31 protein-coding genes and 3 pseudogenes are annotated in these 26784 nt (G+C 38.6%); 10 read left to right on the top strand and 24 right to left on the bottom strand.

Annotated elements, in window-relative coordinates; translation table 11 throughout:
• Window positions 1-43: 43 nt before the first annotated feature.
• The 4 genes from ACWYN3_RS08370 to ACWYN3_RS08385 form a co-directional block, all read right to left on the bottom strand.
• On the bottom strand, window positions 44-1117 hold the full coding sequence (locus ACWYN3_RS08370) for an SDR family oxidoreductase (RefSeq protein WP_456220736.1): 1074 nt from the start codon (window positions 1115-1117) through the stop codon (window positions 44-46).
• Window positions 1118-1155: 38 nt separating this feature from the next.
• On the bottom strand, window positions 1156-2097 hold the full coding sequence (locus ACWYN3_RS08375; RefSeq protein ID WP_456220737.1) for a polysaccharide deacetylase family protein: 942 nt from the start codon (window positions 2095-2097) through the stop codon (window positions 1156-1158).
• A gap of 15 nt (window positions 2098-2112) precedes the next feature.
• A complete protein-coding gene (locus ACWYN3_RS08380) occupies window positions 2113-2499 on the bottom strand; it encodes a DoxX family protein (protein WP_456220738.1) in 387 nt (128 codons plus the stop codon).
• Between the two features lie 168 nt (window positions 2500-2667).
• Window positions 2668-2829 (bottom strand): hypothetical protein, encoded by a 162-nt coding sequence (locus ACWYN3_RS08385; RefSeq protein ID WP_456220739.1) that lies wholly within the window; start codon window positions 2827-2829, stop codon window positions 2668-2670.
• A gap of 27 nt (window positions 2830-2856) precedes the next feature.
• Here ACWYN3_RS08385 and ACWYN3_RS08390 point away from each other — a divergent pair, with 27 nt between their 5' ends.
• The 6 genes and pseudogenes from ACWYN3_RS08390 to ACWYN3_RS08415 form a co-directional block, all read left to right on the top strand.
• Window positions 2857-3186 (top strand): hypothetical protein, encoded by a 330-nt coding sequence (locus ACWYN3_RS08390; RefSeq protein ID WP_456220740.1) that lies wholly within the window; start codon window positions 2857-2859, stop codon window positions 3184-3186.
• Between the two features lie 515 nt (window positions 3187-3701).
• Window positions 3702-4181 carry a TetR/AcrR family transcriptional regulator gene (locus ACWYN3_RS08395; protein WP_456220741.1) on the top strand — a complete coding sequence of 160 codons (480 nt, stop codon included), beginning with the start codon at window positions 3702-3704 and terminating at the stop codon, window positions 4179-4181.
• A 53-nt stretch (window positions 4182-4234) separates the two neighbouring features.
• A complete protein-coding gene (locus ACWYN3_RS08400; RefSeq protein WP_456220742.1) occupies window positions 4235-5398 on the top strand; it encodes an efflux RND transporter periplasmic adaptor subunit in 1164 nt (387 codons plus the stop codon).
• A gap of 6 nt (window positions 5399-5404) precedes the next feature.
• Window positions 5405-6699 (top strand): annotated as a pseudogene (locus ACWYN3_RS08405) (efflux RND transporter permease subunit).
• A 4-nt stretch (window positions 6700-6703) separates the two neighbouring features.
• Window positions 6704-8614, top strand: coding sequence for an efflux RND transporter permease subunit (locus tag ACWYN3_RS08410; RefSeq protein ID WP_456220743.1), 1911 nt, complete (start codon window positions 6704-6706; stop codon window positions 8612-8614).
• A 103-nt stretch (window positions 8615-8717) separates the two neighbouring features.
• A pseudogene (locus ACWYN3_RS08415) lies at window positions 8718-10055 on the top strand (efflux transporter outer membrane subunit); the annotation flags it as partial.
• 3 nt (window positions 10056-10058) lie between these two features.
• Here the strand turns inward: ACWYN3_RS08415 and ACWYN3_RS08420 are convergent.
• On the bottom strand, window positions 10059-10799 hold the full coding sequence (locus tag ACWYN3_RS08420; RefSeq protein WP_456220744.1) for an NUDIX hydrolase: 741 nt from the start codon (window positions 10797-10799) through the stop codon (window positions 10059-10061).
• 311 nt (window positions 10800-11110) lie between these two features.
• Between ACWYN3_RS08420 and ACWYN3_RS08425 the strand changes: the two are divergent.
• From ACWYN3_RS08425 to ACWYN3_RS08435, 3 genes and pseudogenes are all read left to right on the top strand, one after another.
• Window positions 11111-11795 (top strand): annotated as a pseudogene (locus ACWYN3_RS08425) (pseudouridine synthase).
• Between the two features lie 13 nt (window positions 11796-11808).
• Window positions 11809-12222, top strand: a complete 414-nt coding sequence (locus tag ACWYN3_RS08430) for a hypothetical protein (RefSeq protein ID WP_456220745.1) — start codon at window positions 11809-11811, stop codon at window positions 12220-12222.
• A gap of 44 nt (window positions 12223-12266) precedes the next feature.
• Window positions 12267-12554 carry a hypothetical protein gene (locus tag ACWYN3_RS08435; RefSeq protein ID WP_456220746.1) on the top strand — a complete coding sequence of 96 codons (288 nt, stop codon included), beginning with the start codon at window positions 12267-12269 and terminating at the stop codon, window positions 12552-12554.
• A gap of 6 nt (window positions 12555-12560) precedes the next feature.
• Here the strand turns inward: ACWYN3_RS08435 and ACWYN3_RS08440 are convergent, their stop codons facing one another.
• The 14 genes from ACWYN3_RS08440 to ACWYN3_RS08505 form a co-directional block, all read right to left on the bottom strand.
• Window positions 12561-13823 (bottom strand): thiol-disulfide oxidoreductase DCC family protein, encoded by a 1263-nt coding sequence (locus ACWYN3_RS08440; RefSeq protein ID WP_456220747.1) that lies wholly within the window; start codon window positions 13821-13823, stop codon window positions 12561-12563.
• A 9-nt stretch (window positions 13824-13832) separates the two neighbouring features.
• Window positions 13833-14132, bottom strand: a complete 300-nt coding sequence (locus ACWYN3_RS08445; protein ID WP_456220748.1) for a hypothetical protein — start codon at window positions 14130-14132, stop codon at window positions 13833-13835.
• The gene (locus tag ACWYN3_RS08450; protein WP_456220749.1) at window positions 14123-14386 is read right to left on the bottom strand and encodes a hypothetical protein; all 264 of its coding nucleotides are present in this window, start codon (window positions 14384-14386) and stop codon (window positions 14123-14125) included. Before ACWYN3_RS08450 ends, ACWYN3_RS08445 begins: the two co-directional genes overlap by 10 nt.
• Before the next feature lie 57 nt (window positions 14387-14443).
• Window positions 14444-14767, bottom strand: a complete 324-nt coding sequence (locus ACWYN3_RS08455) for a hypothetical protein (protein ID WP_456220750.1) — start codon at window positions 14765-14767, stop codon at window positions 14444-14446.
• A gap of 143 nt (window positions 14768-14910) precedes the next feature.
• Window positions 14911-15558, bottom strand: coding sequence for a response regulator (locus tag ACWYN3_RS08460; protein ID WP_456220751.1), 648 nt, complete (start codon window positions 15556-15558; stop codon window positions 14911-14913).
• Window positions 15559-15566: 8 nt separating this feature from the next.
• On the bottom strand, window positions 15567-16196 hold the full coding sequence (locus tag ACWYN3_RS08465) for a sensor histidine kinase (RefSeq protein ID WP_456220752.1): 630 nt from the start codon (window positions 16194-16196) through the stop codon (window positions 15567-15569).
• 621 nt (window positions 16197-16817) lie between these two features.
• Window positions 16818-17219, bottom strand: a complete 402-nt coding sequence (locus ACWYN3_RS08470; RefSeq protein WP_456220753.1) for an NADPH-dependent FMN reductase — start codon at window positions 17217-17219, stop codon at window positions 16818-16820.
• Entirely contained in the window at window positions 17216-17359 is a 144-nt protein-coding gene (locus tag ACWYN3_RS08475; protein ID WP_456220754.1) for a hypothetical protein, read from the bottom strand. The genes ACWYN3_RS08470 and ACWYN3_RS08475 overlap by 4 nt, the downstream gene beginning before the upstream one ends.
• 261 nt (window positions 17360-17620) lie before the next feature.
• Window positions 17621-18163, bottom strand: coding sequence for a hypothetical protein (locus ACWYN3_RS08480; protein ID WP_456220755.1), 543 nt, complete (start codon window positions 18161-18163; stop codon window positions 17621-17623).
• A complete protein-coding gene (locus ACWYN3_RS08485; RefSeq protein ID WP_456220756.1) occupies window positions 18123-18788 on the bottom strand; it encodes a hypothetical protein in 666 nt (221 codons plus the stop codon). The genes ACWYN3_RS08480 and ACWYN3_RS08485 overlap by 41 nt, the downstream gene beginning before the upstream one ends.
• Entirely contained in the window at window positions 18775-19185 is a 411-nt protein-coding gene (locus ACWYN3_RS08490; protein ID WP_456220757.1) for a hypothetical protein, read from the bottom strand. Before ACWYN3_RS08490 ends, ACWYN3_RS08485 begins: the two co-directional genes overlap by 14 nt.
• A gap of 37 nt (window positions 19186-19222) precedes the next feature.
• Entirely contained in the window at window positions 19223-19639 is a 417-nt protein-coding gene (locus ACWYN3_RS08495) for a hypothetical protein (protein WP_456220758.1), read from the bottom strand.
• A gap of 80 nt (window positions 19640-19719) precedes the next feature.
• Window positions 19720-20844 (bottom strand): hypothetical protein, encoded by a 1125-nt coding sequence (locus tag ACWYN3_RS08500; protein ID WP_456220759.1) that lies wholly within the window; start codon window positions 20842-20844, stop codon window positions 19720-19722.
• Between the two features lie 30 nt (window positions 20845-20874).
• Window positions 20875-21429, bottom strand: coding sequence for a hypothetical protein (locus tag ACWYN3_RS08505; RefSeq protein WP_456222932.1), 555 nt, complete (start codon window positions 21427-21429; stop codon window positions 20875-20877).
• Between the two features lie 287 nt (window positions 21430-21716).
• Between ACWYN3_RS08505 and ACWYN3_RS08510 the strand changes: the two genes are divergently transcribed.
• Window positions 21717-22538 (top strand): retropepsin-like aspartic protease, encoded by an 822-nt coding sequence (locus ACWYN3_RS08510; RefSeq protein ID WP_456220760.1) that lies wholly within the window; start codon window positions 21717-21719, stop codon window positions 22536-22538.
• Window positions 22539-22552: 14 nt separating this feature from the next.
• Here ACWYN3_RS08510 and ACWYN3_RS08515 read toward each other — a convergent pair whose 3' ends face one another.
• Genes ACWYN3_RS08515 through dinB form a run of 5 tightly spaced genes read right to left on the bottom strand, consistent with a single transcriptional unit; the run spans window position 22553 to window position 26664 of the window.
• A complete protein-coding gene (locus tag ACWYN3_RS08515) occupies window positions 22553-23209 on the bottom strand; it encodes a helix-hairpin-helix domain-containing protein (RefSeq protein WP_456220761.1) in 657 nt (218 codons plus the stop codon).
• Window positions 23210-23214: 5 nt separating this feature from the next.
• On the bottom strand, window positions 23215-24741 hold the full coding sequence (locus tag ACWYN3_RS08520) for a hypothetical protein (protein ID WP_456220762.1): 1527 nt from the start codon (window positions 24739-24741) through the stop codon (window positions 23215-23217).
• A complete protein-coding gene (locus ACWYN3_RS08525) occupies window positions 24711-24857 on the bottom strand; it encodes a hypothetical protein (protein ID WP_456220763.1) in 147 nt (48 codons plus the stop codon). Before ACWYN3_RS08525 ends, ACWYN3_RS08520 begins: the two co-directional genes overlap by 31 nt.
• 55 nt (window positions 24858-24912) lie before the next feature.
• Window positions 24913-25506: a PHP domain-containing protein gene (locus tag ACWYN3_RS08530; protein WP_456220764.1), complete on the bottom strand. Its 594-nt coding sequence runs from the start codon at window positions 25504-25506 to the stop codon at window positions 24913-24915.
• Between the two features lie 3 nt (window positions 25507-25509).
• Window positions 25510-26664, bottom strand: a complete 1155-nt coding sequence (gene dinB / locus ACWYN3_RS08535; protein ID WP_456220765.1) for a DNA polymerase IV — start codon at window positions 26662-26664, stop codon at window positions 25510-25512.
• Between the last annotated feature and the right edge of the window lie 120 nt (window positions 26665-26784).

A 26784-nucleotide genomic window follows, 5' to 3' on the forward strand; every position in this document is an offset into this window, starting at 1 on the left:
GCAAACAAGGCTGTTTTCTATGGGGGAAAACAGCCTTGTTTGCTCAGGGAATAACTTTGTTCAGACGAAATTCTCTAAACAAACGGAAAAACATTTCTTCGGTTTCTACATATTCATGAAATCCGGCACGACGTGCTTTTGAGCCATCTGCAAAGAAGTCATAGTCCCATGAAAACACGAAATCACCAAAAGCCCAGGATGATAAATAGTTGTAATCATGTTTTTCCAATTGATATTTTTCTTGTATTGAAGCCCAGAGAGCCTGTTTATCGGCCATTACTGTTTGCAATGAAAGCTGAAGAGGCTGAGCTGTTTCCATTTCAAAGAAACCTGCAATTTTTGGCCACAATTCATTCCATCTGAATAAGTCGCCGTTATTAATGTTAAAAGCCTGGTTTGAACCTTGTGGCTGTGTCGCTGCCCATACCGTTGCTTTTGCTAATAAACCCGAATCAGTCACTTCCATTAATTTATCATAGGCACCCGGTTTGCCCGGGAATCTTAATGGAATACCCAGTTCTTTGGAAATTGAGGCATATATGGCGATAACCAGTGCCAGGTTCATCGGGTTACCTAAAGCCGTACCACCAACTACAGATGGTCTGATTGCTGACCATGTCCATTGCTTACCTTGTTGACGTTCTTCTAAGAAAACCTGCTGATCTACATTGAATTCAGGTGGCATATGTCCGCCATCTGTTTCTTTAGCAGGGGTTTTAAACGGCCCAAGATGTGCTCCGTATACTTTATATCCCTGCATCAGGCTGATATGTTCCAGGTTAACCGCTATAGGTTCAACTGCATTGACCACATTAACCAGCATAGCGAGATTAGGCGCTACCATTTCTGCCCAGCCGGGACGATCCTGAAAAGCTGCATAAAAGATATGGGTCACCTGTTTAAGGGAACCCAGTTTTTCAAAAGTATCGACGGCATCTAAAAGGTCAACGGCTATATAACTCAACCGGGTTTTGCTGACTCCGCCACGACGCGATAAACCGATAATATCCCAGTCACCTGCCCCAGACAGGTACGCAATCAGGTTAGTTCCGATGACTCCGTTAGCCCCAACAATGAGTGCTGTTTTCTTTTTCTCTATTGATAATAAGTCTTTCATATCTTTTTTATCTGTAATCGCTATCAGTCATTGTAGTTTTATCCTGATAAGCTAGTTGTGCATATATCAACTTTCCTCATAAACCTGACACCAGGTTGTTTAGCCGCATAAGCTAAAAACTGATCCAGTACTTTAACCTGTGCAGGAGTGCCACTAATCCGGTCATGGGTGCTGATTGACATTTGTCTGCGGTATTTTGCACCTTCTTCATAGAGCTGATCAAATTCCAGTTTTAACTGTTCACCAAATTGCTGTGAAGAAAAATAACGTCCTTCCAGTAACTGGATGTCATTACAGCGCAGGGTATAAGGTACAACTGCAAAATTCTTCCCTTTAACCGGGATCAAAAATGGTTCATCCCTGCTCAGGTCATCAATATGGTAAGTGAAGCCGAGTTCCTGTAAAATGGCCAGGGTATTTTTGCTTCTTCTAAGCCAGTTGCAATTATAACCCAGAGCTGTTTCTCCGGTTACTTGTTTAATAATTGCAACTCCTTCCTGTATGAAATTTTTTTTCTCTTCTTCATAAGAAAGATTGTACTGTGGCGTCCAGTTCAAACCATGTGCAGCCGCTTCATGTCCGCGTTTTACAATTTCCCTGGCTAAATGAGGGCTATGTCTTACCGCTTCACCAATCATGTGACTGGTTACTTTTATATGGTGTTTATCCCATAAATCCAATAACCGGGGGATGCCCTGTTTATATCCGTATTGAAACCATGTTTTAGCTGGCAGATCTGTATATCCTTTTTCCATGTTTGGAGGGAAAGGACTGTCAATACCTATTTCCGGTTCTCCGCCAGCTTCAAATTGCATGGAAATAGAAATGACAAGCCTTGTGCCATCTGCCCATTGTGATTCTTTGCCTTGGTTTTCCGTAGCTGAGTTATATTGCGCTGCGGCAAATGTTGTGGATGGTAACAGAAATGAGCCTGCACCTAAAATTGCAGACTGGTGGATAAAGTCTTTTCTTGTACTCATACTATTTTTTGATAATTAGTTGATCAACTGATATTTTGTTGAAATCCAGATAGCGATATAATACCGCGAAATAAGCCCCGTACATACTTGTATAAATACATTTTCCCATTGTTCAATCATACAGGAGCCAAAAATCAGCATCAGCATAATTGCAGAACCGAGCAGAACGGCAAAACGGGTAAACAGCCCTGATACTAATAATAACCCCGTAATCAATTCCAGTACGGGAAGTAAATAGCTAAATGGTAAAACCATAAATTCTGGTAATACTGATTTGCTGAATGAACCTGTCATCCATTCGCTAAAAGCAGCTAATTTGGGTAAACGTACCAGTCCATGCCCCAGCATACTCATACCAATTGGTAAGCGTGCCAGCAGAAAAGTTATATTGATTTCTTTCATAACTCAAATCTGAGGCTAAAATAGTCCTGATTATAGGTATAACACTGATAAGTTTTTGTATATTTCCGCTATGAAACGTTATCGCCAATTTCTGCCTGTAATGATCTCGGATTTTGAAATCCGGGAGTGGCAGCATCCGGTGCATAACCATAACCATTATGAGCTGATCTATATCAAAAATGGGTCTCTGGAAGTCATCATCTCAATAAAGAAATTATCAATTATAAGCGGGGTGATATATTTCTCCTCGGGCCGGAAGATGAGCACTATTTTGAAATCAGGGAAAGTACCCGTTTTGTTTTCCTGAAGTTTACGGATTTCTACCTTCATGGGGATGAAAACTTAAAGGACCAATGGGTGCAGGAAATGGAATACCTGATTAAAAACCGGGAAACCCGTTTATCCGGATTTGAATTAAACAAAGCAGATCAGTATGTAGCAGACTGCATTTATGAAGTGATCATCGGGCTGAAGCCTGATCTCCAAACTAACGAAAGGCTGATCTGGCTCCAGATTATGGCTATTGCGACAATTCTAAGAAGAAATCTTCCTGAAATTACCTCTTCTCAACAAAGGAGTAAAGAGATGCAAAACGTATTTGCCTATATTCATGAACATATTTATAGTCCTGACAACCTCAAAGCAGGGGTCATGGCAAAGCATTTTCATACTACTCCTGATTATTAGGCCCATATTTTAAAAGGAATGCCGGACTAACACTTCGCGACTATATCGGTAATTATCGCCAGGCACTAATCCAGAAAAGAATGGCAAGCGGACATTACAGTTTGAAACAAATCGCCCTCGAATTCGGACTAACTGATGAAAGCCATGTCAGTAAATTACTAAAAACTAAACAAAACCCATAATTAGTTAAATCCTGTTAAACCTGCTGTTCGTCGGTTTGTTTCACCTGCTCGTCAATTTCTTTTTTTTAACAGTTCTTGTTTGGCTAATTTGGCCCTATAATCGAATAACGTAAAATATAAATCCTGGTTATGATTGCATTAGTGTGATGGGAACGGGGTTTTTTACTGATACATTTGTTTAACAAATTTGTCAAACAATAATATTAAAACAATAAGAATGCCAATAAAAGATAAAGGAACTGAACAACTGATTAAAGATACTGCCAAGAAAATCTTTTTTGCGGAAGGGAAGTTACATGCAACCACACAGGACATTGCCGACGCGCAGCCGGAGTGAACAGAACTCTGGTGCACTATTATTTCAGATCCAGGAAACTATTGTTTGAGCAGGTAACTGAGGAAGCGATGGATGAATTGCGTCATATGATGACTGATGCATTTACAGGAACGCAATCATTCAAAGAAAAATTAAAGAAACTGATCAATGTTTTCATGGATCAGACTATAGCCTATCCATACCGGGAAATGTTTCTGATTACTGAAACTAACCGTTATGATACAGAACATGCAGAGCAGGTACATGATACGCATACTAAACCATTTCTTGCTGAAATAAAGGCGGAAATGGACAAAGGAAATATCAAAGCAATAGATCCACGCCATTTTATGATGAACCTGTTTGCTTTAATGGCTTATCCGCTATTATCCTCCAGATTAAGCAAAGGTTTTATGAGAATAAGTGACAACGAATATCTTAAGTTAATGAAACAAAGGAAGCAGCTCATTTTCGAAATGATCTATCCTCAGGAATAAATCGTATTAATATCAATTCACAAATAGAAAACCAATCAGCAAGAATAAGTAATATGAAAACATCAATACAGATTGGGCTCCTGTTCCTAACAGGATTAACCCTCGCCTCATGTGGCAACGATAAAAACAAGGCCGCGCAGGCGGCAGCCGCAGCTGGGCAGGTAAAGGAATATAAAGTCCTGAAACTGGAACCCAGATCTGCAACTTTAAACACAGATTACCCTGCAAGTATACAAGGACAGCAGAATATCGAAATCAGGCCGAGAGTAGACGGTTATATCGACAAAATATTTGTAGATGAAGGTGCTGTTGTAAAAATCGGTCAGCCGTTGTTCAAAATCAACGCTCCTCAGTATGAGCAGGAAGTAAGAACAGCAAATGCCAGTATCGCTAACGCTATGGCGCAATTAAATGCAGCTAAACTGGCTATCAATAAAGTAAAACCTCTTGTAGAGAAAGATATTGTGAGTAAATATGAGCTGGAATCAGCACAATATACTTATGAATCTGCTCAGGCAGCAGTGGCAACAGCGAAAGCAAGTTTAGTCAATGCTAAAACGAATTTGGGATTTACTACAGTAACCAGTCCTGTAAATGGTGTGGTGGGATCTATCCCTTTCCGTTTAGGAAGTTTAGTGAGCAGCACTACTGCTGATCCATTAACAACCGTTTCGAGTATTGGAAATGTATACGCTTATTTTGCTTTGAATGAGAAACTGTTACTGAATTTCACCAAAGATGGTGATGGTTCTTTTGCACAGAAACTTGCGAAATTACCTAAAGTGTCTCTTTTGCTTTCTGATGGTTCTCCATATACCGAAGAAGGACGTATAGAAACTGTGAATGGATTAATCAATACTGCAACTGGTTCAGCTAATATCAGAGCACGTTTCCCTAATCCAAAAGGTATTATCCGCAGTGGTAGCAGTGCAACAGTAAGAATTCCTAATGCCTTGAAAGATGTGATTCTGATTCCTCAGAGTGCCACTTTTGAATTACAGGACAAACGTTTTGTAGTTGTAGTTGGTCAGGACGGAAAAACTAAAAACGCAGCAGTTACGGTCATGGAGAATACAGCAGGGAATTTCTTTGTGGTTGAAAGCGGACTAAAAGCAGGAGACCAGATTGTATTAGAAGGAGTAGCCACCTTAAAAGACGGCACACAGATTAAAGCGAATGCCGAGAGCCCGGAAGTGGTTTATGCAGACTTAAAATAAGAGCAGATGTTTAAAATATTCATACAAAGACCAGTTCTCTCTACAGTAATCTCTGTGATTATTGTTATTCTAGGGATACTTGGACTCACGTCGCTGCCAATAGCGCAGTATCCAGATATAGCACCACCCACGGTCAACGTTTCTGCCAGTTATACTGGTGCGAATGCTGATGTGGTTTTAAAAAGTATCGTGATCCCGCTCGAAGAGCAGATTAATGGGGTAGAGAACATGACTTACATGACCTCTACAGCAACCAATGATGGTGCAGCAAGTATTAAAATTTATTTTAAAGTAGGAACAGATCCTGATTTAGCCGCTGTAAATGTACAGAACAGGGTATCCAGGGCAACAAGTTTATTACCTGCTGAGGTAACTCAGGCAGGGGTAACGGTGACGAAAAGTCAAAGTAGTAACCTGTTGATTTTCGCTTTATATAGTGATGATAAAACTTATGATCAGACCTTTTTACAGAATTATGCAAAAATCAACTTAGTACCACAAATTCAGCGTGTTACCGGAGTAGGAGATGCAACGGTTTTCGGGTCTAAAGATTATTCGATGCGTATCTGGTTAAAACCTGATATGATGCAACAATATAGTTTGATCCCAAGTGATATTTCTGCTGCATTGGCAGAACAGAATATTGAAGCTGCGCCGGGTAAATTTGGTGAAAATGGTGATCAGGCTTTTCAATACGTAATTAAATATAAAGGTCGTTTAACGACTGCTACGGAATTTGAAAATATCATCATTAAATCGGCTGGTAACGGACAGTTATTACGTTTAAAGATGTTGTTGCTAAAGTTGAATTGGGTGCATTAAGTTACACTGCTACAATTGAAACCAACGGTAAAGAATCAGTAGGTGTGGCCATTAGTCAGACACCTGGTTCAAATGCAAGAGACGTAATCAACAATTCGAAAAAGATTATTGAAGAAGCTTCGAAGACCTTCCCTAAAGGAGTAAAATACACGACCCTGGTCGATGTTAATGAGAATCTTGATGCTTCAATTGATAAAGTAATCCATACGCTAATTGAAGCATTTATCCTGGTGTTTATCGTTGTATTCATTTTCCTGCAGGATTTAAGATCTACTTTGGTACCGGCAATTGCGGTTCCGGTAGCGATTATTGGTACTTTCTTTTTCCTGAACTTATTTGGTTTTACGATTAACTTACTGACGCTTTTCGCTATGGTACTGGCGATCGGGATTGTGGTCGATGATGCGATTGTGGTCGTCGAGGCGGTCCATGCTAAGTTGGATCATGGTTATAAATCGGCAAAAAAAAGCAACGATTGATGCGATGAGTGAAATATCAGGTGCGATTATCTCGATTACACTGGTCATGGCAGCGGTATTTATTCCGGTAACCTTTATTACAGGTTCTACAGGGGTATTCTATAAGCAATTTGGTATTACGTTGGCAGTAGCGATTATCTTATCAGCTATTAACGCTTTGACTTTGAGTCCTGCACTTTGTGCTTTGTTATTGAAGCCACATGCAGACGATCATAAACACCAGAGTTTCATACAACGGTTTTATACATCGTTCAACGTAGCATTTGATAATTTAACGAATAAATATAAAAAGTCTGTACAGTTCTTGTCTGTTAAAAAATGGATCGTTTTAGGAAGTATTGCAATCGCGGGTGCCGCTTTGTTTTACATGATGAAAACCACACCTTCGGCCTTTGTTCCGGCAGAAGATCAGGGAACTATATTTGCGAATATCAGTTTACCTCCTTCATCATCTATGGAGCGCTCAACTGAGGTTGCTAAACAAGTTGATAGTATTGCGCATACGATTCCAGGGGTTCAAAATACCCTGCGTATTGTAGGTCAGAATTTTACTGCAGGTGCTGGTAGTGCTTACAGTATGGTTATTCTGAAGTTAAAAACCTGGGATGAACGTAAACTAAGTGTCGATCAGGTAATCGGACAGCTTTTTGCCAAAACATCTGGAATCAGAGAAGCGAGTATCTTCTTTATCTCTCCTCCAACTATCCAGGGATTTGGACAGAGTGGTGGATTTGAGTTCCAGCTGCAAGATAAAGGCGGACATACGACTGATGAGTTCTTCAAGGTAAACAATACATTCCTTGCTGCACTTTCAAAACGTCCTGAAATTCAATATGCGACAACACCATTTAACCCTGGGTTCCCTCAATATCTGATGGATGTAAATCTGGAAAAATGTAAAGATGCAGGTGTTAGTGTGAATACTGTGCTGCAAACGATGCAAGGTTATTATGGTGGTTTATATGCGTCTAACTTTAACAAGTTTGGTAAGCAGCAGTATAGGGTAATGGTGCAGGCAGCTGCCGAATTCCGTAAAAATCCTGAAGGATTGAGCAAAATATTTGTGAGAAACAATGCTGGAAATATGGCACCAATCACAGAATTTGTAAAAATGACAAGGGTATATGGTCCTGAATCTATTTCAAGGTTCAATTTATTCAGCTCAATATCGATCACAGGAGCACCTAATCCAGGTTTTAGTTCTGGTGATGCGATTAAAGCAATCCAGGAAGTAGCGGCATCAACTCTGCCTGCAGGTTATGGATTTGATTTCTCGGGTCTGACCAGAGAAGAGCTGGCATCGGGTAGTGAAACTGTGTTTATCTTTGTTTTATGTCTTGTTTTTGTGTACTTCCTGTTAAGTGCACAGTATGAGAGTTATATCCTGCCATTCGCAGTATTGTTATCTATCCCATTCGGATTAGCGGGTGCTTATCTGTTCTCTATTATCTTTAAACTGAACAGTAATATTTACCTCCAGATTTCATTGATTATGCTTATTGGTCTGCTCGCCAAGAACGGGATTCTGATTGTAGAGTTTGCGCTCGACAGAAGAAGAAACGGGATGCCGATTGTACAGTCAGCAATTGAAGGTGCGGTTGCACGTTTAAGACCAATTCTGATGACCTCCTTTGCTTTCATCTTCGGTTTAGTACCATTGATGTTTTCTACAGGTGCGGGTGCGGTTGGTAATAAGTCAATTGGTACAGGTGCAGTAGGTGGTATGCTTATTGGAACACTGCTGGGTGTATTTGTCATCCCGGTATTGTTTATCATCTTCCAGACTTTACAAGAGAAAATCAGCGGACCAGCTAGAAAAAGCTACGATGATGACGATGAGGAGGAAGAAGAACATGAAACTAAAAGGATAGAGGGTGCAGAGGAGCACAAACTTCTTGAACCGCCAATCGCTTAGTTGATTTTAAATTTTAGAACAGAATATGATGACTCATAAATATAACAAACAGGTTTTTGCCTTGCTTGTCTCCGCTGCCTTCTTTTAGCGCGCGTGCTCGGTAACGAAAACCTACGAAACACCCAGGGTGAAAACTGATGGATTGTATCGCGGACAAAATGTAACAGATTCTGCAACCATAGCTTCTCAGCCATGGCAGACACTGTTTACAGATGAGAAGCTAAAAGTTCTGATCCAGAAAGGTCTTGATCAGAATGTAAACCTGAAAAATGCGATACAAAACATTTTGCAGGCTCAGGCTACTTTACAGCAAGCTAAACTGGCTTTTTTACCTACTTTGAGTGCAGATGCCAATGCAACAAGAAGTAAACAGTCTTCTGCAGGTTTGAATTTTCCTCCGGGGATTAATATCAATACGCTGACTAATACTTTTAAGTTATCTATGTCCACCTCGTGGGAAGCAGATATCTGGGGTAAACTAAGCAGCAGTAAACGTGCAGCTTTAGCTAAGTATCTGGAAACTGATGCGGCTAAAAAAGCGATTCAAACACAGTTGGTTGCCGATATCGCAAATAACTATTATGGTTTGCTTGCTTTAGATCAGCAATTGGCCATTACACAGGAAACGCTTAAAAGCAGGGTTGCGAGTGTTGAAACGATGAAAGCTTTGAAAGAAGGTGCAGTAGTTAATGGGGCGGCCGTGGTACAAAGTGAAGCGAGCCGTTATGCCACTGAAGTTTCTATCCCGGACTTGAAAAAGAGTATCCGGGAAACAGAAAATGCAATGCATATTTTATTGGCTGAAAATCCTGGTTCTATAGATAGAAGCACAATGGAATCACAATCGGTTCCTTCTGATTTAGCGACAGGTGTTCCTGCCCAGTTATTGCAGAACCGTCCTGATATTCAGCAGGCAGAGCTTGCTTTCAGAGGTGCTTTTGAGAATACAAATTTAGCCAGAACTTATTTCTATCCAAGTTTGACTTTAACGGCCTCTGCTGGATTTTCAAATCTGACTTTAAAAGATTTCTTTGATCATTCTGTCTTTTATAATTTGGTAGGAGGTTTAACGCAGCCTATTTCAATCAATCAGGGCTTAAATAAAGCACGTTTAAAAACTGCTCAGTCGTTACAAATCCAGGCAATGAACAATTTCCAGCAAAGTTTGCTGGTTGCAGGACAGGAAGTTTCTAATGCACTTTATGCTTATCAGACTGCTGTGGAAAAACAGGATTCAAGAGCTAAACAGGTTGCTGCATTGGTTAAAGCGGTAGATTATACACAAGATTTATTACGCTACAGTTCTGCTACAAACTATACTGATGTATTAACATCGGAACAAAGTTTACTTGCAGCACAATTAAGCGGTGTAAGTGACCATTTGCAGAAACTGCAGGCTGTGGTTAATCTTTACCGTGCATTGGGTGGTGGCTGGAAATAGCCATTACCAATCGGGGCCCTGTAGTGACTCGTGATATTTAAGAGGATCGAAGCTGTAAAGGTAGGGTGCTTTATGCGCCCCGCCTTTACGCAGGTCTTCATGTTTGATCAGGATGTCAAACCGCATAATACGGCGGTAAAAATTGCCTCTGTTCAGCGGCTTTCCTAATATGGTTTCATATAGCTTTTGTAATTCTGAAAGGGTAAATCTTTCCGGAAGTAAATTCAGACCAATTGGTTTATAACTTAGCTGTTGTCTTAATATAGTTAAAGCGTTAGTATAGATTAACTGATGGTCCATCGCCAGCTCTGGCAATTCATCAATATTTCTCCATTCACAGGTTTCACTGTATTCATCTGCGATTACTTTTACTTCGGTGTAATCTACAAGGGCATAGAATCCGGCAGAGATAAAACGTTGTTTGTACCACAGATCATCTTCGTAACCTTCAAAGAATCCCTCTGAACGGTTGAGCGCACCAAATACGCCAAATTCTTGTAAATAGATACGTTCTGCACCGGTTCGTTCTGCGAGCACACGTTGTGCTGCATCTTGCAGGTTTTCATTTTTAAAAATATAACCACCTGGTAATAACCATTTTTGAGCAGCGGTCATTTTAAGCAGTAAGACTTTCAGCTGGTTTTCATGATGAAAACCAAATACTACGCTGTCTACTGAGATATGGGGCAAACAATTTTCCCACATCCATTTACTTTTCCCGATGATCTGCTGGTCTAATTCCATTAAGGGACAATATAAGCATCTGTTTAAAATTATCGGACAAAAACAGGCTTAACTATGTTTATTAGTGTAGTTCTGGCTATGTTGTGGTATATATTAAACTAGCATTGAACTGGGGTTGAAGTAGGGTTGAACTAGCCTGGGCTACTTCAAGGCTAGTTCAACCCCAGTTCAATACTACTTCAAACGGTACCACAACATAGCCACAACCCCTACATGTCTGTCAAGTCCTATAAATTAATCTCACAACCACTATATTCTTCAAAAATCTCTCAGAGAATTTATAAAAACCTATCTTCGCGAAAAAAAAATTAATGCTTGAAATTGTATATCAGGATGATCATCTAATTGCGATCAATAAACCACACGGACTACTTGTACATCGTTCATCAATTGCAAATGATGCAAAAGAGTTTGCTTTACAACTCTTGAGAGACCAGGTAAACAGACGTGTAAGCCCGGTACATCGTTTAGACCGTAAAACGGGTGGCTTATTGTTATTTGCTTTTGAAAAAGATGTTGAAATTGCCATGCATCAGCAGTTCCAAAGCAGTGAAGTACAGAAGAAATATCTGGCTATTGTAAGAGGTTATGCTCCTGACAGTGAAGAGATAGACTATCCTTTAGCTAAAGAAAACGGAACGATGCAGGAAGCTTTTACAGCATTTGTTACATTGAAACGGGCAGAACTGGATATCGCTTTCGGTAAACATCCTACATCAAGATATTCATTGGTAGAAGCTACACCTACAACGGGCCGGATGCATCAGCTCCGCAAACATTTTGCGCATATCTTTTATCCGATTATTGGTGACCGTAAACATGGCTGTAACAAACAGAATAAGTTCTTTAAAGAAGAATGGGAGATGACCACGATGTTATTACATGCTTCAGAATTGATATATCAAACACCCTGTTACACAAGAGAATATTCATTTAAAAGCCCCGATACAGGAAGAGTTTAAAAGGGTAATGGATTTAATGAGCTGGGAATACTAATTATATACAGACCATGAAAAGATTAATCTTATTGCTATTACTGTTAGCAGGGACTGGTAGTTTATACGCCCAGCAAAAGCCATTTAAAGCCAAACTGGATACGTTAAACTGGGTTGATCAATCCAGAAACCGTCTTGTCCCGATAGCTGTTTATGACGCTGCAAAATCAACATATAATGGTAAAGTGGTTATTTTGAACCATGGCTATTGGGCTAACCGATGGGGATCTTTCAAGGCTTATAGTTACCTGGCAAATTACCTGGCTTCAAAAGGGTATACGGTAGTGAGTATTCAGCATGAACTGACAAGCGATGAATTAATACCTAAGACTGGCAACATATATGAAACCCGGAAACCAATATGGGAGCGGGGTGTTCAGAATATTGTATTTGTAATCAGCCAGCTAAGAAAACAAGACCAGAGCTGAACTATAAACATGTTAGTCTTGTAGGACACTCAAACGGCGGGGATATGGCCATACTTTTTGCAACTGAACATCCGGAATTAGTGGATAAGGTAATTTCACTGGACAACCGCAGAATGCCTTTTCCAAGAGTTAAAAGCCCCAAAATAATGAGCCTTCGTTCGTCGGATCAACCAGCTGATGAAGGTGTTTTACCAAGTATAGAGGAACAGCAAAAATCAGGAATAAAGGTCATCAATTTGAAAAACACAAAACATGGTGAAATGGACGATTCTGGAAATGAGGATCAAAAAACAGAGATTAATAACCTGATATTAGGATTTTTAACCAGCTGAAAATACTCAGGTCAGGAATTTATCCCTGACTTCCTGTGTCGGAACCATACAGCTATTCATTTGTCCAAACCAGTTATATCGCCTGTTGGCGATCAAAGTGTATCCGTAATTCCGGATAGATTGCGGGATAAATTCAATTACGAACAATATCCATGACCATTTACTTTTTAAATGTTTTGCGATATGAATAATCCCGTCTGAGCGGGTAAAGACGCTCTTATTGTGTATGACTACGATACTGTTTAGACTTTGCAGGTCAATCCGGTGAATTTTTGACAGATCTTTTGCTGCATCACTTTGCAGGGATGCGAAAACAAACATGTTATGCTCATCGTGAGTGATTACATAGTTGATATAGCTATTGCAGAAATTACAAATCCCGTCAAATAGTATAATATCTTTTTTTCTGTTTGGGGGTGGTCTCATGGAGTCTTTTTCGGGTGTTAAAATAAGTGAGCCTGTACTTGATGATTGATATAAAATAATGCAGGATAGGCTGCCATAAAAGCCCAGAAAAATGAATTTAAACCCATAATGATGGCTGTCAGTAAATGAAACATAAATCCCCAGATGATGAAAATCAGGGCATAGTTGAAAGGCAATATCAGGCATAAAGGAAATAAGGTTTCCATAATCATGACGTTCCAGCATAGATAGGAAAACGTTAATTCCCGGATATTTTTTCAGTAATACTGCTGCCCATCTGGCTCCATATGTTTTTGTAGAAAATACGTCTTTAATTGCTGTTGAAGCTCGCCATTCTGCAGAAACTAATTTCGCAATACCAGCAACCGAATAGGACAGGCAGGTTTGTAAACCAATAAACCAAAGCCCTATTGTGGCCAGACGCGAACCTGCAATCACTGGAAAGTGGCAAAGGAAAAGGGTAATGATGATCAGCATATTCATTTGATCTGAGCCATCGCTTCCATAAAAAGTGATCATTGAACTGGCTAACAAACTGCATCCCAATAAACCGACTAATATCCAGCCATAGGTAGTTTCAAGTGGAAAGAATAACAATCCAAAAATAATCAGACATCTTAATCCGAAAATGATAGCTAACCCTTTTTCATTGAATAGTTTAAATAACGGGCTGAAAAATGAGTCCTGATCTTTTTTCTCCCAGCGTAACTGCATGACGTTCCAGGAAAGCAATCCTGTTGAAGAGAAGATCTGGATCTTTTTAATATACTCCATAGTTGAGATGAATAAGCCAATGCTTAAAATCATCAGAATGAGCTGATTGGTTTCTATAATAGATATCATAAGTCAAATTTATATTTGGTGGAATACTGATAATAGAATAACAGAAGGGGCGGTCTCTTTCAGATACCCCGATGTCTCGGCAAGCATAAACTGTCTTTGAGCTGTACCAGCTTTACATTGACAATGGCTAACTGCGTGTAATACAATCAGGTAAGGCATGGAGAACATGAGCAAGTCATATCCTTTTTCGCTTTTATAATAGGGGATACTGGAGATCAGACTTTGAATTACATCCGCCAGTATTTTTTTATCTCTTTTATCGGGATTCCAGCACCATGACCATAAAGAACGTTCTTCTGTTATGTCCATTTCTTCCCATTCACCATTAATCTCTTCGTCGATTTTATCTCTGTATAATAAATGATAATCGCTTTTTCCGGGATTAGATTAGGAGCGAAAAATGTCCATAAAGGAATCAATCCGAAAATATCAATAGTATGTCTGATATACGCAGAGAATTTGGTATCTCTGAACTGACACAAAATAGTGAGCAGAAACCATAACGCAAGCACAGTTGCTATTATAGATTCATAAATAAGGCTGAAGTCTGTATGTAGGGTCATATGCTGAAGATTAAATTTTAAAGGCGGGTGCAATCATACCCGCCCTTAAAACAGTAATTAATTGAATTTTTTACGAAGCTCTATCAGATGCTGAACAGTGATACCAGCTTTAGCATGTGATTCAAGTTGTTTAGCTGCTTCATCATGTGTTTCTTTCCCTAAAATAGCAGTCGCTACTTCAACAATGTCAGTAACATAAGGAGTAGCTCTTACCACAACTTTTGTAGCTTGTACTGTAACTCTTGTTACTGCTGTTACTGCAGTAATAAATGCTTTAAGATCTCCTACCTCAGCTTCTACACTTTTGTGGTCTCCCTGCATCTCTGCAATAAGGGCATCAAGTGCTGCTAATTCAGTGCGAGTTAATTTTAACTTTGCCATAATTTAATTTTTTAAATAAATAGTTGTTTTAGGTGCATTTGTTGAAGCTTCATTGCACAGAATAAAGGACGGAATATCACAGGACTCTAGCCATAGTAGATATACGCATTAAAAAAAATAAGTAATTCTACTTATTCAAAGGGTTAAATCAGCCCGTTCTTTACTGCAAATAAAACCAGGCCAGCTGTATTCCGAACACCTATCTTATCAATAAGGCGTTGTTTGATACCTTCTACGGAGCGTGGACTTAAAAAGATCTCCGTCCCGATTTCAATGGCTGTTTTCTCATCGCAGATTAATTGTAATACTTCAAGTTCACGCTCCGAAAGTTCAATTTTCTGATTAAAAGCAGGCTTGAAATTCCCCTTGGTGATTAACTTCTTCAGAAGTGCTTTATTGACCAGGTCGTTAAAATAATAGCCGTTTAAGTGTACGGCATAAATTGCTTCTCTGATTTCACATGGGTTAGCATCTTTTAATAAATAGGCATTTGCCCCAATTTCCATTAAATGGACAATAAAACTGTCTTCATCATGCAGGGTGACAGCAATAATTTTGATGTGCTCAAATTTATTCTTGATTTGCCTGGTAGCTTCCATGCCATCCATTCCTGGCATTCTTAAATCCATCAGGATGACATCTACAGTATTCTTTTCTAGTCTTTCCAGCAGTTCTTCTCCATTTCCAGCCTCAACAACGACTTCCATATTCTGATCCTGATTCAGGCCTACTTTTAAACCATCCCGGAATATTGCGTAATCATCTGCTATCGCAATCTTTATTTTATTCATGGCTACATTTAATTTATGGGGACATAAATATCAATCTGGTAATCAGCAGACTGCTTTGAGAAGTGAAGTTCTCCTTTGAGAAATATGACCCTGTTTTGTATGTTTTTAAGACCTAAACCATTTCTCTCGAACCGGAGTTCTTCAAAACGCTTTTGGGTAAGCCCGTTACCATTATGTGAAATTTTCACTGTCAATTTCTGATTGGTATATTCAGAAATGATATGAATTTTGGTGGCCTTTGCATGTGTCATAATATTATTCAGCAGCTCCTGAATAATACGATAGATGCTGATATCATTTTTCATTGGATAATGGTACTCATGATCAAGTGTAGTAGTTACTTCAATCAAAGATTCATGGGCAATCTTACTGGCAAAGTGATTAATTGCCTCATTTAGTCCAAACTCCTGCAAAATTGCTGAGTGAAGACTGTGTGATATATTTCTAACTTTTTTAATGCCTTCATCAAGCAGCTCTTTGGCCTTATTATAAATACACTCATTATATTCACCACTGCCTGGTTTGATACTGTGAAAATGCAGTTTTGAAGAGGCGAGAATAGCGCCGACTTCATCGTGAAGCTCTTCTGCAATACGGTGCCGTTCAGTTTCTTCGATTTTGATTGCAGCTTCTATCAACTGATTTTGCTGTTGCTCTCATTTAAAGCCTGGAGGGTATTCTGATATTGTAATTTTTTGCGTTGTGTAAATATAAAAAACAGCAGAAAACTTATAAACAACAGTAACATAGCCGCAATGCCGACAACCATGAAAAGTCTGATATCAATGTTTACCAGATTCATAAAATCCTTTAGCTATATGTCGTTAATTCATTATACAACAGAAAAATAAAAAAATTAACAGCCACGTACAAACCAAGGCCTGTATCGATCCGGAAGTCAGTAGTTAATATGTTCACATTTATATTTTCGTGAACCTTAAATAAAAAAACAGCTCAATTAATAGAATAAGAGTAAAATTGCTTCTACCGACAATTAGCAGCTGCTTAAATGCCATTAATCGAAAAAGTTTTCATAAAAACAGAAATTCACCAGAAGGAAAACGATAATGACAAAAGGCGCTATTCTTTTAATTTTTACTAAAAACGGTTATTTAAGCCCAATAAAAAACAAACTGAATAAAAAGAATGTGATTATAGCATGCATGCAAATATATATATACCGAACAACCTGTTATTCATAAGCCGGTTATTTGGTATATAATAGCCCGCTGACCTTGAGCACAGCAAAAAAAAGTTTTTCATGAAATCGTTTCTTTAAATCTGGCAATCAGATTTTCAACTTCCATTAATGTTTTCTCTTCTGTTATTTTGCTCTCTGCATTGATTTTTGTTTTAGCAAATGGGATAAGCAATTGCAGGTTTTCAATATTTTTGGCTTCAATAACTTTTAATGTTTCCAGCAATGCGCTGTGTCCGTATTGTCCTTCTGTAGAAGCCGTAATTAAAACAGTTGGTTTGCCAGAAAATTCCGCACTCGAAACAGTCCAGTCAATTGCATTTTTTAAGGCACCAGGAATACCGTGTGCATATTCTGGTGTACAGATCAATATTCCATCGGCATTTTTGAGCAATTCTCTGAAAAGAAGAACGGATTCTGGTGTATTATCGAAACTTTCATCGGGATTAAATGCGGGTATCAAGCAAGCAATCCTTCAAAGAAGGTGATGTTAAAAATATCACCCGACAATTCTTTAATTGCTTTGATCAATAAGTGATTAGTCGAGTTTTGTCTTGTGCTTCCGGAAATGGCAACGATGCTCTTTTTTAATAACGATTCCATGAAGCAATAATACGTAATGAAACCATAAGGTACAGTTCATAGTTGTTATTTTGAACAGCGTTATACAAATCAAGTGTCAGTTGAGACTGGGGTATGCCTCTTTGACTAAAGATGAAATGGAAACGGGATTAAAATTAATTGCAAAGGAGCTATAGCTTTACCATTCATTAAGCTTAAGCTCCACCTCAAGTTTCCCGGTTTTTGAGTTTTGTTTAGTGCCTTTTAATTCAAGCTTGCTAAAATATTTAATATAATTATTGATCAAAGGGAACTGGTTCTGTTTCCTGATCTTGTCGAAGTCAGTTGCCACGAATACGAAATACGGACTAGTAGTCTGACCATGAGGGAGCAGTCTTTCTCGCTTGTGCTTAATTGTAAGAGTCCTGTATTATTATTACTGTATACTTCGTATAACGGGAACAAATCCTTATTCAACTGTTCATCGGGGCTAATAATAGATTGCTTTTGTAAATAGTTGAGCAATGCGGGCGCTTTTCCTTTCAGGGATAAGGTGATATCAGGTACTTTCACTTCTTGCTGCTGAATGCGTTCCACTTTTTCAAATTCATCATTATACTCATAAGTGATCACGGGTTGATATTGATTAACCGGATCGCCTAATTCCAGAGCAGCATATCCATTATAGTATTTTAATAAGGTATCCTTTTCCAGTAAAGAGTTTTTAAAATGAAGATCCTTTTTGAATAATGTTTTCAGATCTCCATTTAACCAGGCGTTTATACTAAGGCCTTTAGTTAAACTATCAGGGCGATAAGATTGATCCGGGACATTCAGATTCTCCAAAGGAAAGGATCCTTTTAAGGTAAGCATATGATCTGTCAGACTTACCTGGCCCGAATAGGGTCTTGAAATCATAAATGATAGGTGCATCTTCCTGCTTCATGCGCGTGATCCTTGGATCAGAAGCTGGCAGAAAACTTCTTTCTGCCAGCAATTGGTTTAAGATATCATTTACGTTTTCCTTTTCTAATGAATAGGAGATAGCGAGGTTTTGTGAGTTATAGGCTATTTTCAATCTTTGATCAGAATTGTTTCCCCAAACCGTTCCCTGCGTTGTCTCTTTAAAATGATCAACTTTAAATGCCCTTCTAAGGTATTGTCTTAATTCTGCGGTATCAGTTACCGGCAGCGAGCAGAAAAAAGTGGTCGCCGATTTATTTTTAACTGTATAAATGAAGATATTAGCTGGTACAGCGAATCCGCGGGAATCACTTTTTATAGAGCTTAAACCTCTTTTCTTTACAATTTCATCTATATTAATCTTGAAGATCAGAGAGGCATTCTGATGAATCCGATCTTCATAAGAACTATATTGTCTGTACTTTAGTAAGCTATAACAGCTAGCAGCAACAATAAGATCAAACATGTTGCTGCTATTAATACCTTCTTCATCATTATTTTTCTGCATTTTCAATAATAGAGAACAGATATTTCAAAGCATTCTGTTCTTTAGCAGGAGTATCCATACGAATCTCACCCGAAAATACATTTCCTTTTATCGGGCCGGACTTGATATAGATATCGCCAAGTGAATTTAAGATTTTATTTGTCTTTTCTACTTTCTCAGGACTGCCTATTTCATTTGCAGGTATTTTTCCAACCATCTTTTTAGAGCTGAAATAGGCTGCAAAGTTGTTTTTCAGGATTTCATTTTTATGTCTGGAAGAGATTTTAGCCTGGTATTTATTGTTAACGATCTGCTCTACCTCTTTACCATCTGAACCTATGAAAATAATGCCATTATGAATAGCAAAATAAACAGGCATAGGGCTTTTTGGGGTCATCAGTTCGTAATAGTTATGCATAGCTGTAACTACTTTTTTCTTTACCCCGTAAGCGCGATTACTTTGTTAAGTAACCTTGTGTCTTCTGTAGATACCATGAATAAGAAATCAGGCATGGTTTTTTTTTTTTTGTTCTGGTAACTGTATCTTTTTCGAAGTTATCTTCATTATACTTATAAGTTTTGTAAGTAACTTCTTTTTGAGTTAAGCCATTGAAAATAAATAAGCCGTCTCCTTTGATCACTTTACTGATAGCTTCTTCATCCAATATTAAAGAGAACAGGTCGGTAGCCATGTTTAATTCATCTTTATAGACCGAGCCATACATTTTGTTCATCAGTTTTGGATATTGTTCCAGATAAGCTTTACTGTCCATAGCATAAGCCATATAACCTATCAGTTTATCCTCATTTACGTAGTCCAGAAACTTCCTGTTTACTTTTCTCTTATTTATTTTTGTAAAAGCACTGGCCATTTCATCACTTAACGTAAGCGAAGAGCCGATACGGATTGCGTCTTTCTCCAGGTAAAGTCTGATATTTGCACTTCCATATCCTAAAAGGCATTTATTCCTTTAAAAATACTTGCAGGTATAAAATCAAGCATTGACTGCTCAACGTTTGGAATCCATGCAGTGATTTCTGCTTTTTCATCTATACTTTTTACAAAATCTTTATTACTTAATATCGAGTTCCGGTCAGTTTTGCTAAAAGTACCGGAGATCATTTTCTTTGTCCAGCTTACCACAGCGGTATTCTTTATTTGCTTAGCTCTCTTGTTAGCGTTGACTACCACAGTGTCGATTTCTTCCATATATCCGCCAGTGCCAGCAGTAGCATAGGCCGTGCTATCCTCAGTTGCATAGTTTTTTTCTTCTTTTGGTGGCTCTTCATCAATAATGATGGTTTTCTTTACAGTCTTTCTTTTTGGGTGTTTTTTCCCTGTTCTGTATTTTTGACGAACGGTTTTTGAATAACTTTTCTGACGTTTACGGATCGTATGTTTTTTCCTTTTTACTTGTCTGGGTTCTTCTATATAAGGCTGTTCTGTAACTGTAACTGTAACAGCAGCAGAATCAGTGGCTACTGAATAATCACCTGTCTGGTCATACGCCGGGGTGGCAGCTGTAGAATCAGTTAGTCCATAGTTGTTTTTTGGCGCAGGTAAACCAAGGCGTTTGCTAACCTCTGGTCTTGCAAAATAGCTTTCTTTACCATCGCTTTTTACAAAAAGGAGCATTTCATTATTCCATAGCACAACTTCTGTTAAATCGTGGTTATAAAAAGATCTTAGTTTATCATTTACAGTGAATTTCTTGTCTGCCTGTTTGAATACCTGATCGATCTGATCTGCGTTCTTTACCGGAGCAAGTACACAGTTATAACTTATACTATCATTACTCTGATTGTAATAATAAAAAGTAGAAGCCGGGTTAAAACCAAAATCTTCTATTGTTTTGGTATCTCCTTTGGCAGATTTAGCCAATTGCTCAGTAATCTTTTTACCCACAAAAGTGTCATTAAACTCTTTTACTGACATTAACCGGATAAGATTGGCTCCTTTTAAGGTGACTACAGCTTTCGCATCTGCTGGTATTTTATTGGCCAGATCCTGAGCGTTTGCTGCTAAAGCCGTTATAGAAAAAATAGCGGTTACGGTATATTTATAAAGATGATTCATTGGGAATATTATTTTTTGCTGAGATAGATATTATTTAGATAGAATGATTGTGTTTGAAATATTAGTTTTACCATTGATCAAGCCAAGGATACCAGTATTGAGCAAAACGGCTTTCCTGGTTTTCGATATTTTAGCCAATGGATTTGCTGAGGTGATTATTGGTTTTTCAAATCTGTAAATACTCGTGTAGGTTGCTTCTTTAAAGATATTTTTCACTTCTGGCTTCAACTTGTTATACTGTGTGACCGCTTCTTTGGTATGGGCATAATTACGCTGAAAAGTGCTGCCAGCTACATTATAAATATAAGAAGAGTTATTTATTGTGTTGATTTTTAACTTCTTAAGAACACTTTGATTGATATTATTGATATTGGAAATGTTCTCAAAGGCGAAACTTACGCTCACAATGTAATTTTGGAAATCTATTTTCTTTTTCACATTACTGATCCCTCTGGAGCTTTTTAAATGAGCAACAACTTCGTCCATTTCTTTCTGAATATTTTGTTTGGTAGGGACTTTATAACCGTTTATACTATCCAATAGCATAATAGAGGCTACCTTGGTTTTACTTGCACTCAAATTCACCGTAAGATCTACTGTACCTGAACCATTACTGGCGATATTAATTTCTTCAATGATTTGAAAACAGGAGGAAAAACAACATACCGTTAGGAGTAATAAAAGGTATCTGAGGGCTTTATTTCGCATTTAGATAGGTAGAATAATCGTCATTAAATATTTTTTAAAGGTAGAGTTTTTTTATCTTCTTTTCTTTAGCTTAGATTTTTCATTCATTATGTCTAAAAGAACTCAATTTTACCCAAAATTTTTAATTACTCTGGTCTTTATTTTGTCTGTTTGTGAAGTAGCTCTTGCTCAAAAACGAGTGTCCTATTACCATTACAGATCAGGGACATATTATGGTCAAAGCAAAGATCAACGGAGTTGAAGGAAACTTTATTTTTGATACCGGTGCAGGATTGACTTTGGTTACCAAGAAGTTCTCTGCTAAAATCAAAGGTTTAAGTAAACAGGATGGCGGATATACTGCTTTCAGGGCGACAGGTGAAAAACTAGATGCCGATCTTTTCAATGCATCCACATTAAGCTTGGGCACTTTTTCAGAAGCAAATCCGGTTTTAACGATTTTTGATGTTGATTTTGGTCCTATTGATGGACTGGTCTCTTTAATGAGTTTCAAAAATCAAGTTGTAACTGTAGATTATGAGCACAAAAAACTGATTTTTGAAAATCAGAAAAGTTTCACTGAACTTAAAAAGAAAGGTAAAACTGTAGCTTTGCAATTGTCAATTTCCCGCGATAAGTCTTTGGATATGTTTGCTTATTTTAATGTAAACAATAAACTTAACCTGCAATTTTCTATAGATTGTGGTTCTGGTCAGAACGTATTCCGCATTAATTCTAAATATATGCCGGCTTTAGGAATAGATAGTACTGATACTTCAAAAGTTACTGCCAGGTACCAGCCAAGTGAATTCAATCCTGCAGTTAAAACGAGGTTATATAGTACGAATATTGAATCTATCGCCATCAGAGATAATCCTGCAGCAAGTGTTACAAATCAGAAAGCTACGTTTGTGGAAGGCCTGATTTATGATGGAATAGTTTCACTAAACTGGATTGGTAAGAAAATCACAATTGATGTTAAAAATTCACAGCTAATCATTAACTAGCTTAATCCTGAATTTTATTCCAGCACAGGGTTAGCGACGATGGGCAATTTTGCAAATTTGATGACCTCTACACTTGGAAAGCCAAAATCTTCTACCACTTTACCTAAAATCAGGTAACAGCCGCTTCCCCGGAAAGGATAGGATGGGGTAGAACTGGAGAAGTGTGTTGTATCAAAGAAATTGCCATCTGCATCCAGGAAGGAAAGTCCCGAACCACATCTTTTTATTGTTTTTGGTATGTACTGTTTTTTTTCACAAACATAAAGGCCAACCATTTTAACAACCTGACCCACATAAGTAATCAGTTCGTTTGTCCTGATGTCTCCGCGGTAATCGGTTTGCAGCAGATCGAAAAAAGAAAGGCTTAATGGAAAACCTAATAATTCCAGTTCATGGTAAGCGTCTTCCAGTGTGGTATTCACTAATTCCGGAAGCTGATAGTGTTTAGTTTCTGTCTCAAACAGTTGTGCCTCTGCTACAGATTTCACCTTCGTACCTAACAAAGAATGAATATCCCAGAGCAATTCTTTTTTACTGCGCCCGGTAAAACGTAATGCCCCTGTGCGGATTAATATAATAGCCTGATCAAGGCTAACAGACGTCCGTTTTACAAAATCATCCAGATCCAGATAATTCCCATTCCTGATCCTTTCTAAAGGAATCTCTTCCATCAATTTTAAGGTGAGGCCCTGTATCCCGATAAAAAACCGAGGTAAGCATCGATTCCGCGGATAGAAACAACTGGGGTACTATTATTTACACAAGGCAGGTATACGTTTGCACCAGCTTTACGGAGCTCATGTACATATAACCAGCGGATATAAAAACCACCATAATTATTGAGGACAGCCACCATAAACTCTATTGGATAATAGGTTTTCAGGAATAAACTCTGATAACTTTCTACCGCAAAACTGGCAGAGTGTGCTTTAGAGAAGCTATATCCTGCAAAAGAAGATACCTGCCGCCATACTTCTCTGGTCACAGCTTCTTCACGTCCCAGTTCTTTTGCTCCTTCAAAGAATTTATCTACCAGTTTATCAAACTCCTTAAGGGAACGGTACTTTCCACTCATCCCTCTGCGTAAGATATCAGCATCACTGCCATTCATCCCGCCGTAATGGATACAGACTTTAATGACGTCTTCCTGGTAAACCATGACGCCATAGGTTTCTTTCATCTGCTCTTGCATAACCGGATGAAGATATTTTACGCTTTCGGGGTGATGATAGTTTTGGATATAGGTTTTCATCATACCAGATTGTGCTACACCGGGACGGATAATGGAGCTGGCTGCAACCAGGGTAAGGTAATTATCACATTTGAGTTTTGCTAAAAGCTGTCGCATGGCGGGGGATTCGATATAAAAACAGCCTATCGTGTTACCGGATTGCAACCTCACATTAAGCAAAGGGTCTTCCATAAACGTTTTAACCTGGTGGATGTCTATTGTGATCTGTTGATTTTCTTCTACCAGTTTTGCAGCTTCTTTGATATGGCCGATACCCCGCTGACTTAAAATATCGTATTTATCATAACCAATCAGTTCTGCTTCGTACATATCCCATTGTACGGTAGCCATACCTTTAGGTGGTAAATCCAGTGCGGTATAATAAGTAATCGGTTCTTCGGAAATTAAGACACCGCCAGCATGAATACTCCGCTGGTTAGGCATATTACTCATCAGCCCGGAAACGGCCATTATCTTTTGGAAGGTTGGATTGTTCCGGTTAGCTGCATCCTGCGTACGGTCAGTAAAACTGTCAATTTCTGCTTTAGGCAAACCCATCACTTTACCGATTTCCCGGATCACAGAACGGTCTTTAAATGTGGACATCGTTCCTAATAACGCAGTGTGTTCCGGGCCGTATTTTTTAAAAATGTATTGCTGTACATCTTCCCGTTCATCCCACGAATAGTCAATATCAAAATCTGGTGGGGAAGATCGCTGCGAATTGAGAAATCTATCAAAGTAAAGATCTAACTCAAGCGGGTCAACATCAGTGATTCTCATGCAGTAAGCTATTGTACTGTTCGCTCCGGACCCACGCCCAACATGATAATATCCTTTGCTCATGGAGTATTGAATGATGTCCCAGGTGATCAGAAAATAAGCACAGAAATCCATATCCTGAATGATTTCAAGTTCATATTTCACTTTCTCCAATGCCTCTATATGACCTTCGCCATAACGTTCTGACATTCCTTTTTCATGGCGAGTGCTTCCAGTAATTCTTTGTCCGCTGCTTTGCTTCCGGTAAAGGTTTTGCGGTTCAGTTTGACCTTTCCCTGTGCATAATCCATGACACAATTATCCATCAGTCTGATGGTGTTTTCCAGGATAAAAGGATATTTGCTAAACCGGGTTTCCAGCTCACCGGGAGAGAAGAAAAGTATCAGCAGGGGTGCATTTATCTGCTGCGCTTGTTTTAGTCAGCACAGTATTCAAATCAACGCTCCGCAGATATTCATGCAAACGGTACCCGATCTTCCCGGTAAATACTACTGGCTGTAAAACCACAAGTTTATGCTTAAAATCCGTTAAATCTTTTCCATATAAAGAGTGTAATTCATCGAAACGGATCCCCAGATATTCATTTTCCTCTAGCTTCTTCCCATGTATATAAGGATAAATTACATAACAATTTTTAAATACAGGAGGCTGATCCGGCAATTCTTTCTGTTTCAGGTTATGAAAAGTCAGGAAATCATTGAGTTCCTTCATCCCTTCTTTATTCCGGGCAATACCAATGTACAGGAGCCTTTTATTTCTGCGAAACTCTAATCCGCCAATAGGCTTAATCCCGTTGGTATTACATTCCCTCATAAATTCCATCACTCCTGTAGAATTATTCAAATCAGTCAGTACCATTTGAGTAATCCCTTTAGCTAAGGCTTCTGTGATCAGCTTAGGGATGGCTATCGTGCCATAACGAAGACTATAGTGGGAGTGGACATTCAGATACATGTTTTAAAGATTTAAATCCAATACTGAGGCCATTGTAATAGCTTTCTCTCCAAAGCGCTGACGGATTTTATCCATCGCCTGGCATAAATTATACTGTTCTTGTGAGTTCTCATAAAGATCAATCTGCTCAAAACCATTCACCAGGTTAGACAAACGTACACCTACAAGGCGGATCAGCATTCGTTTCTGATAAAGCTGTTTGAATAATTCTTTCGCTTTACGGATGAGTACCGCATCCATTGAAGTATAAGAAATGGTAGCTTGCTTAGTTACATCTTCAAAATTGGAATACCTGATGGTCACTGTAATACAGGCTGCAATTTTCTTTTTCTGACGCAGTTCAAAACCCAGATCCATCACCATCGAAGTAATCAGGTTACCAATGGTCTCTACATCAATCGTATCGGCTTTAAAAGTGCATTGTGTGCCTATACTTTTCTGTTCCTGATAGGGGATCACTAAAGACTGATCGATACCTTTTGCTTTTTGTAATAAGGCAAGTCCGTTTTTACCCAGCAAACCGGTCATCTGATCGGGATGGATCTGTCTTAAAGTGAAAATCTTTTTGATGCCCATATCACTGAGCTTCAAAAAAGTTTTCTCACCTAATCCAGGGATCTTTTTTATCGATAAAGGGTCAAGGAACCCCTTTACTTCATCTTGTTCGATATTAAGTTCTCCATTTGGCTTACACTCATTGGTTGCCATTTTGGAAACTGTTTTATTGACTGATAAACCAAAGGATATAGGCAGGCTGGTTTCCCGGATAACAATTTGACGCAGTTCATGGGCATATTGACGGGTGCCATGAAAACGGTCCATCCCGGTCATATCTATATAATGTTCATCAATACTGGCTTTCTCAATCAGCGGAACGCGGGATCTTAATATTTCGGTAATTTCATGCGAAGCTTCGGAATAGGCATCCATATTCCCTTTGATAAAAATAGCATGAGGACAAAGCATTTTCGCCATGCGTGAAGACATCGCTGCATGCACACCAAATTTGCGGGCTTCATAACTGCATGAAGCTACCACACCACGATCCGAAGTACCACCTATAATGACAGGTTTACCAATCAGTTTGGAATCCTTACGTACTTCAACAGATACGAAGAAGGAGTCCTGATCCATGTGGATGATGTGTTTTTCGGACATAAATTGTTTTAATAACGCACAAATGTATGCTAAAATTAGTCGTTATAACAAATATAATACTAAATATATTAGCAAACAATAGCCGTTTTAAACACAAAAAGGAAGATAACAGCCATTTAG

Source organism: Pedobacter sp. NJ-S-72 (genome assembly GCF_053890575.1).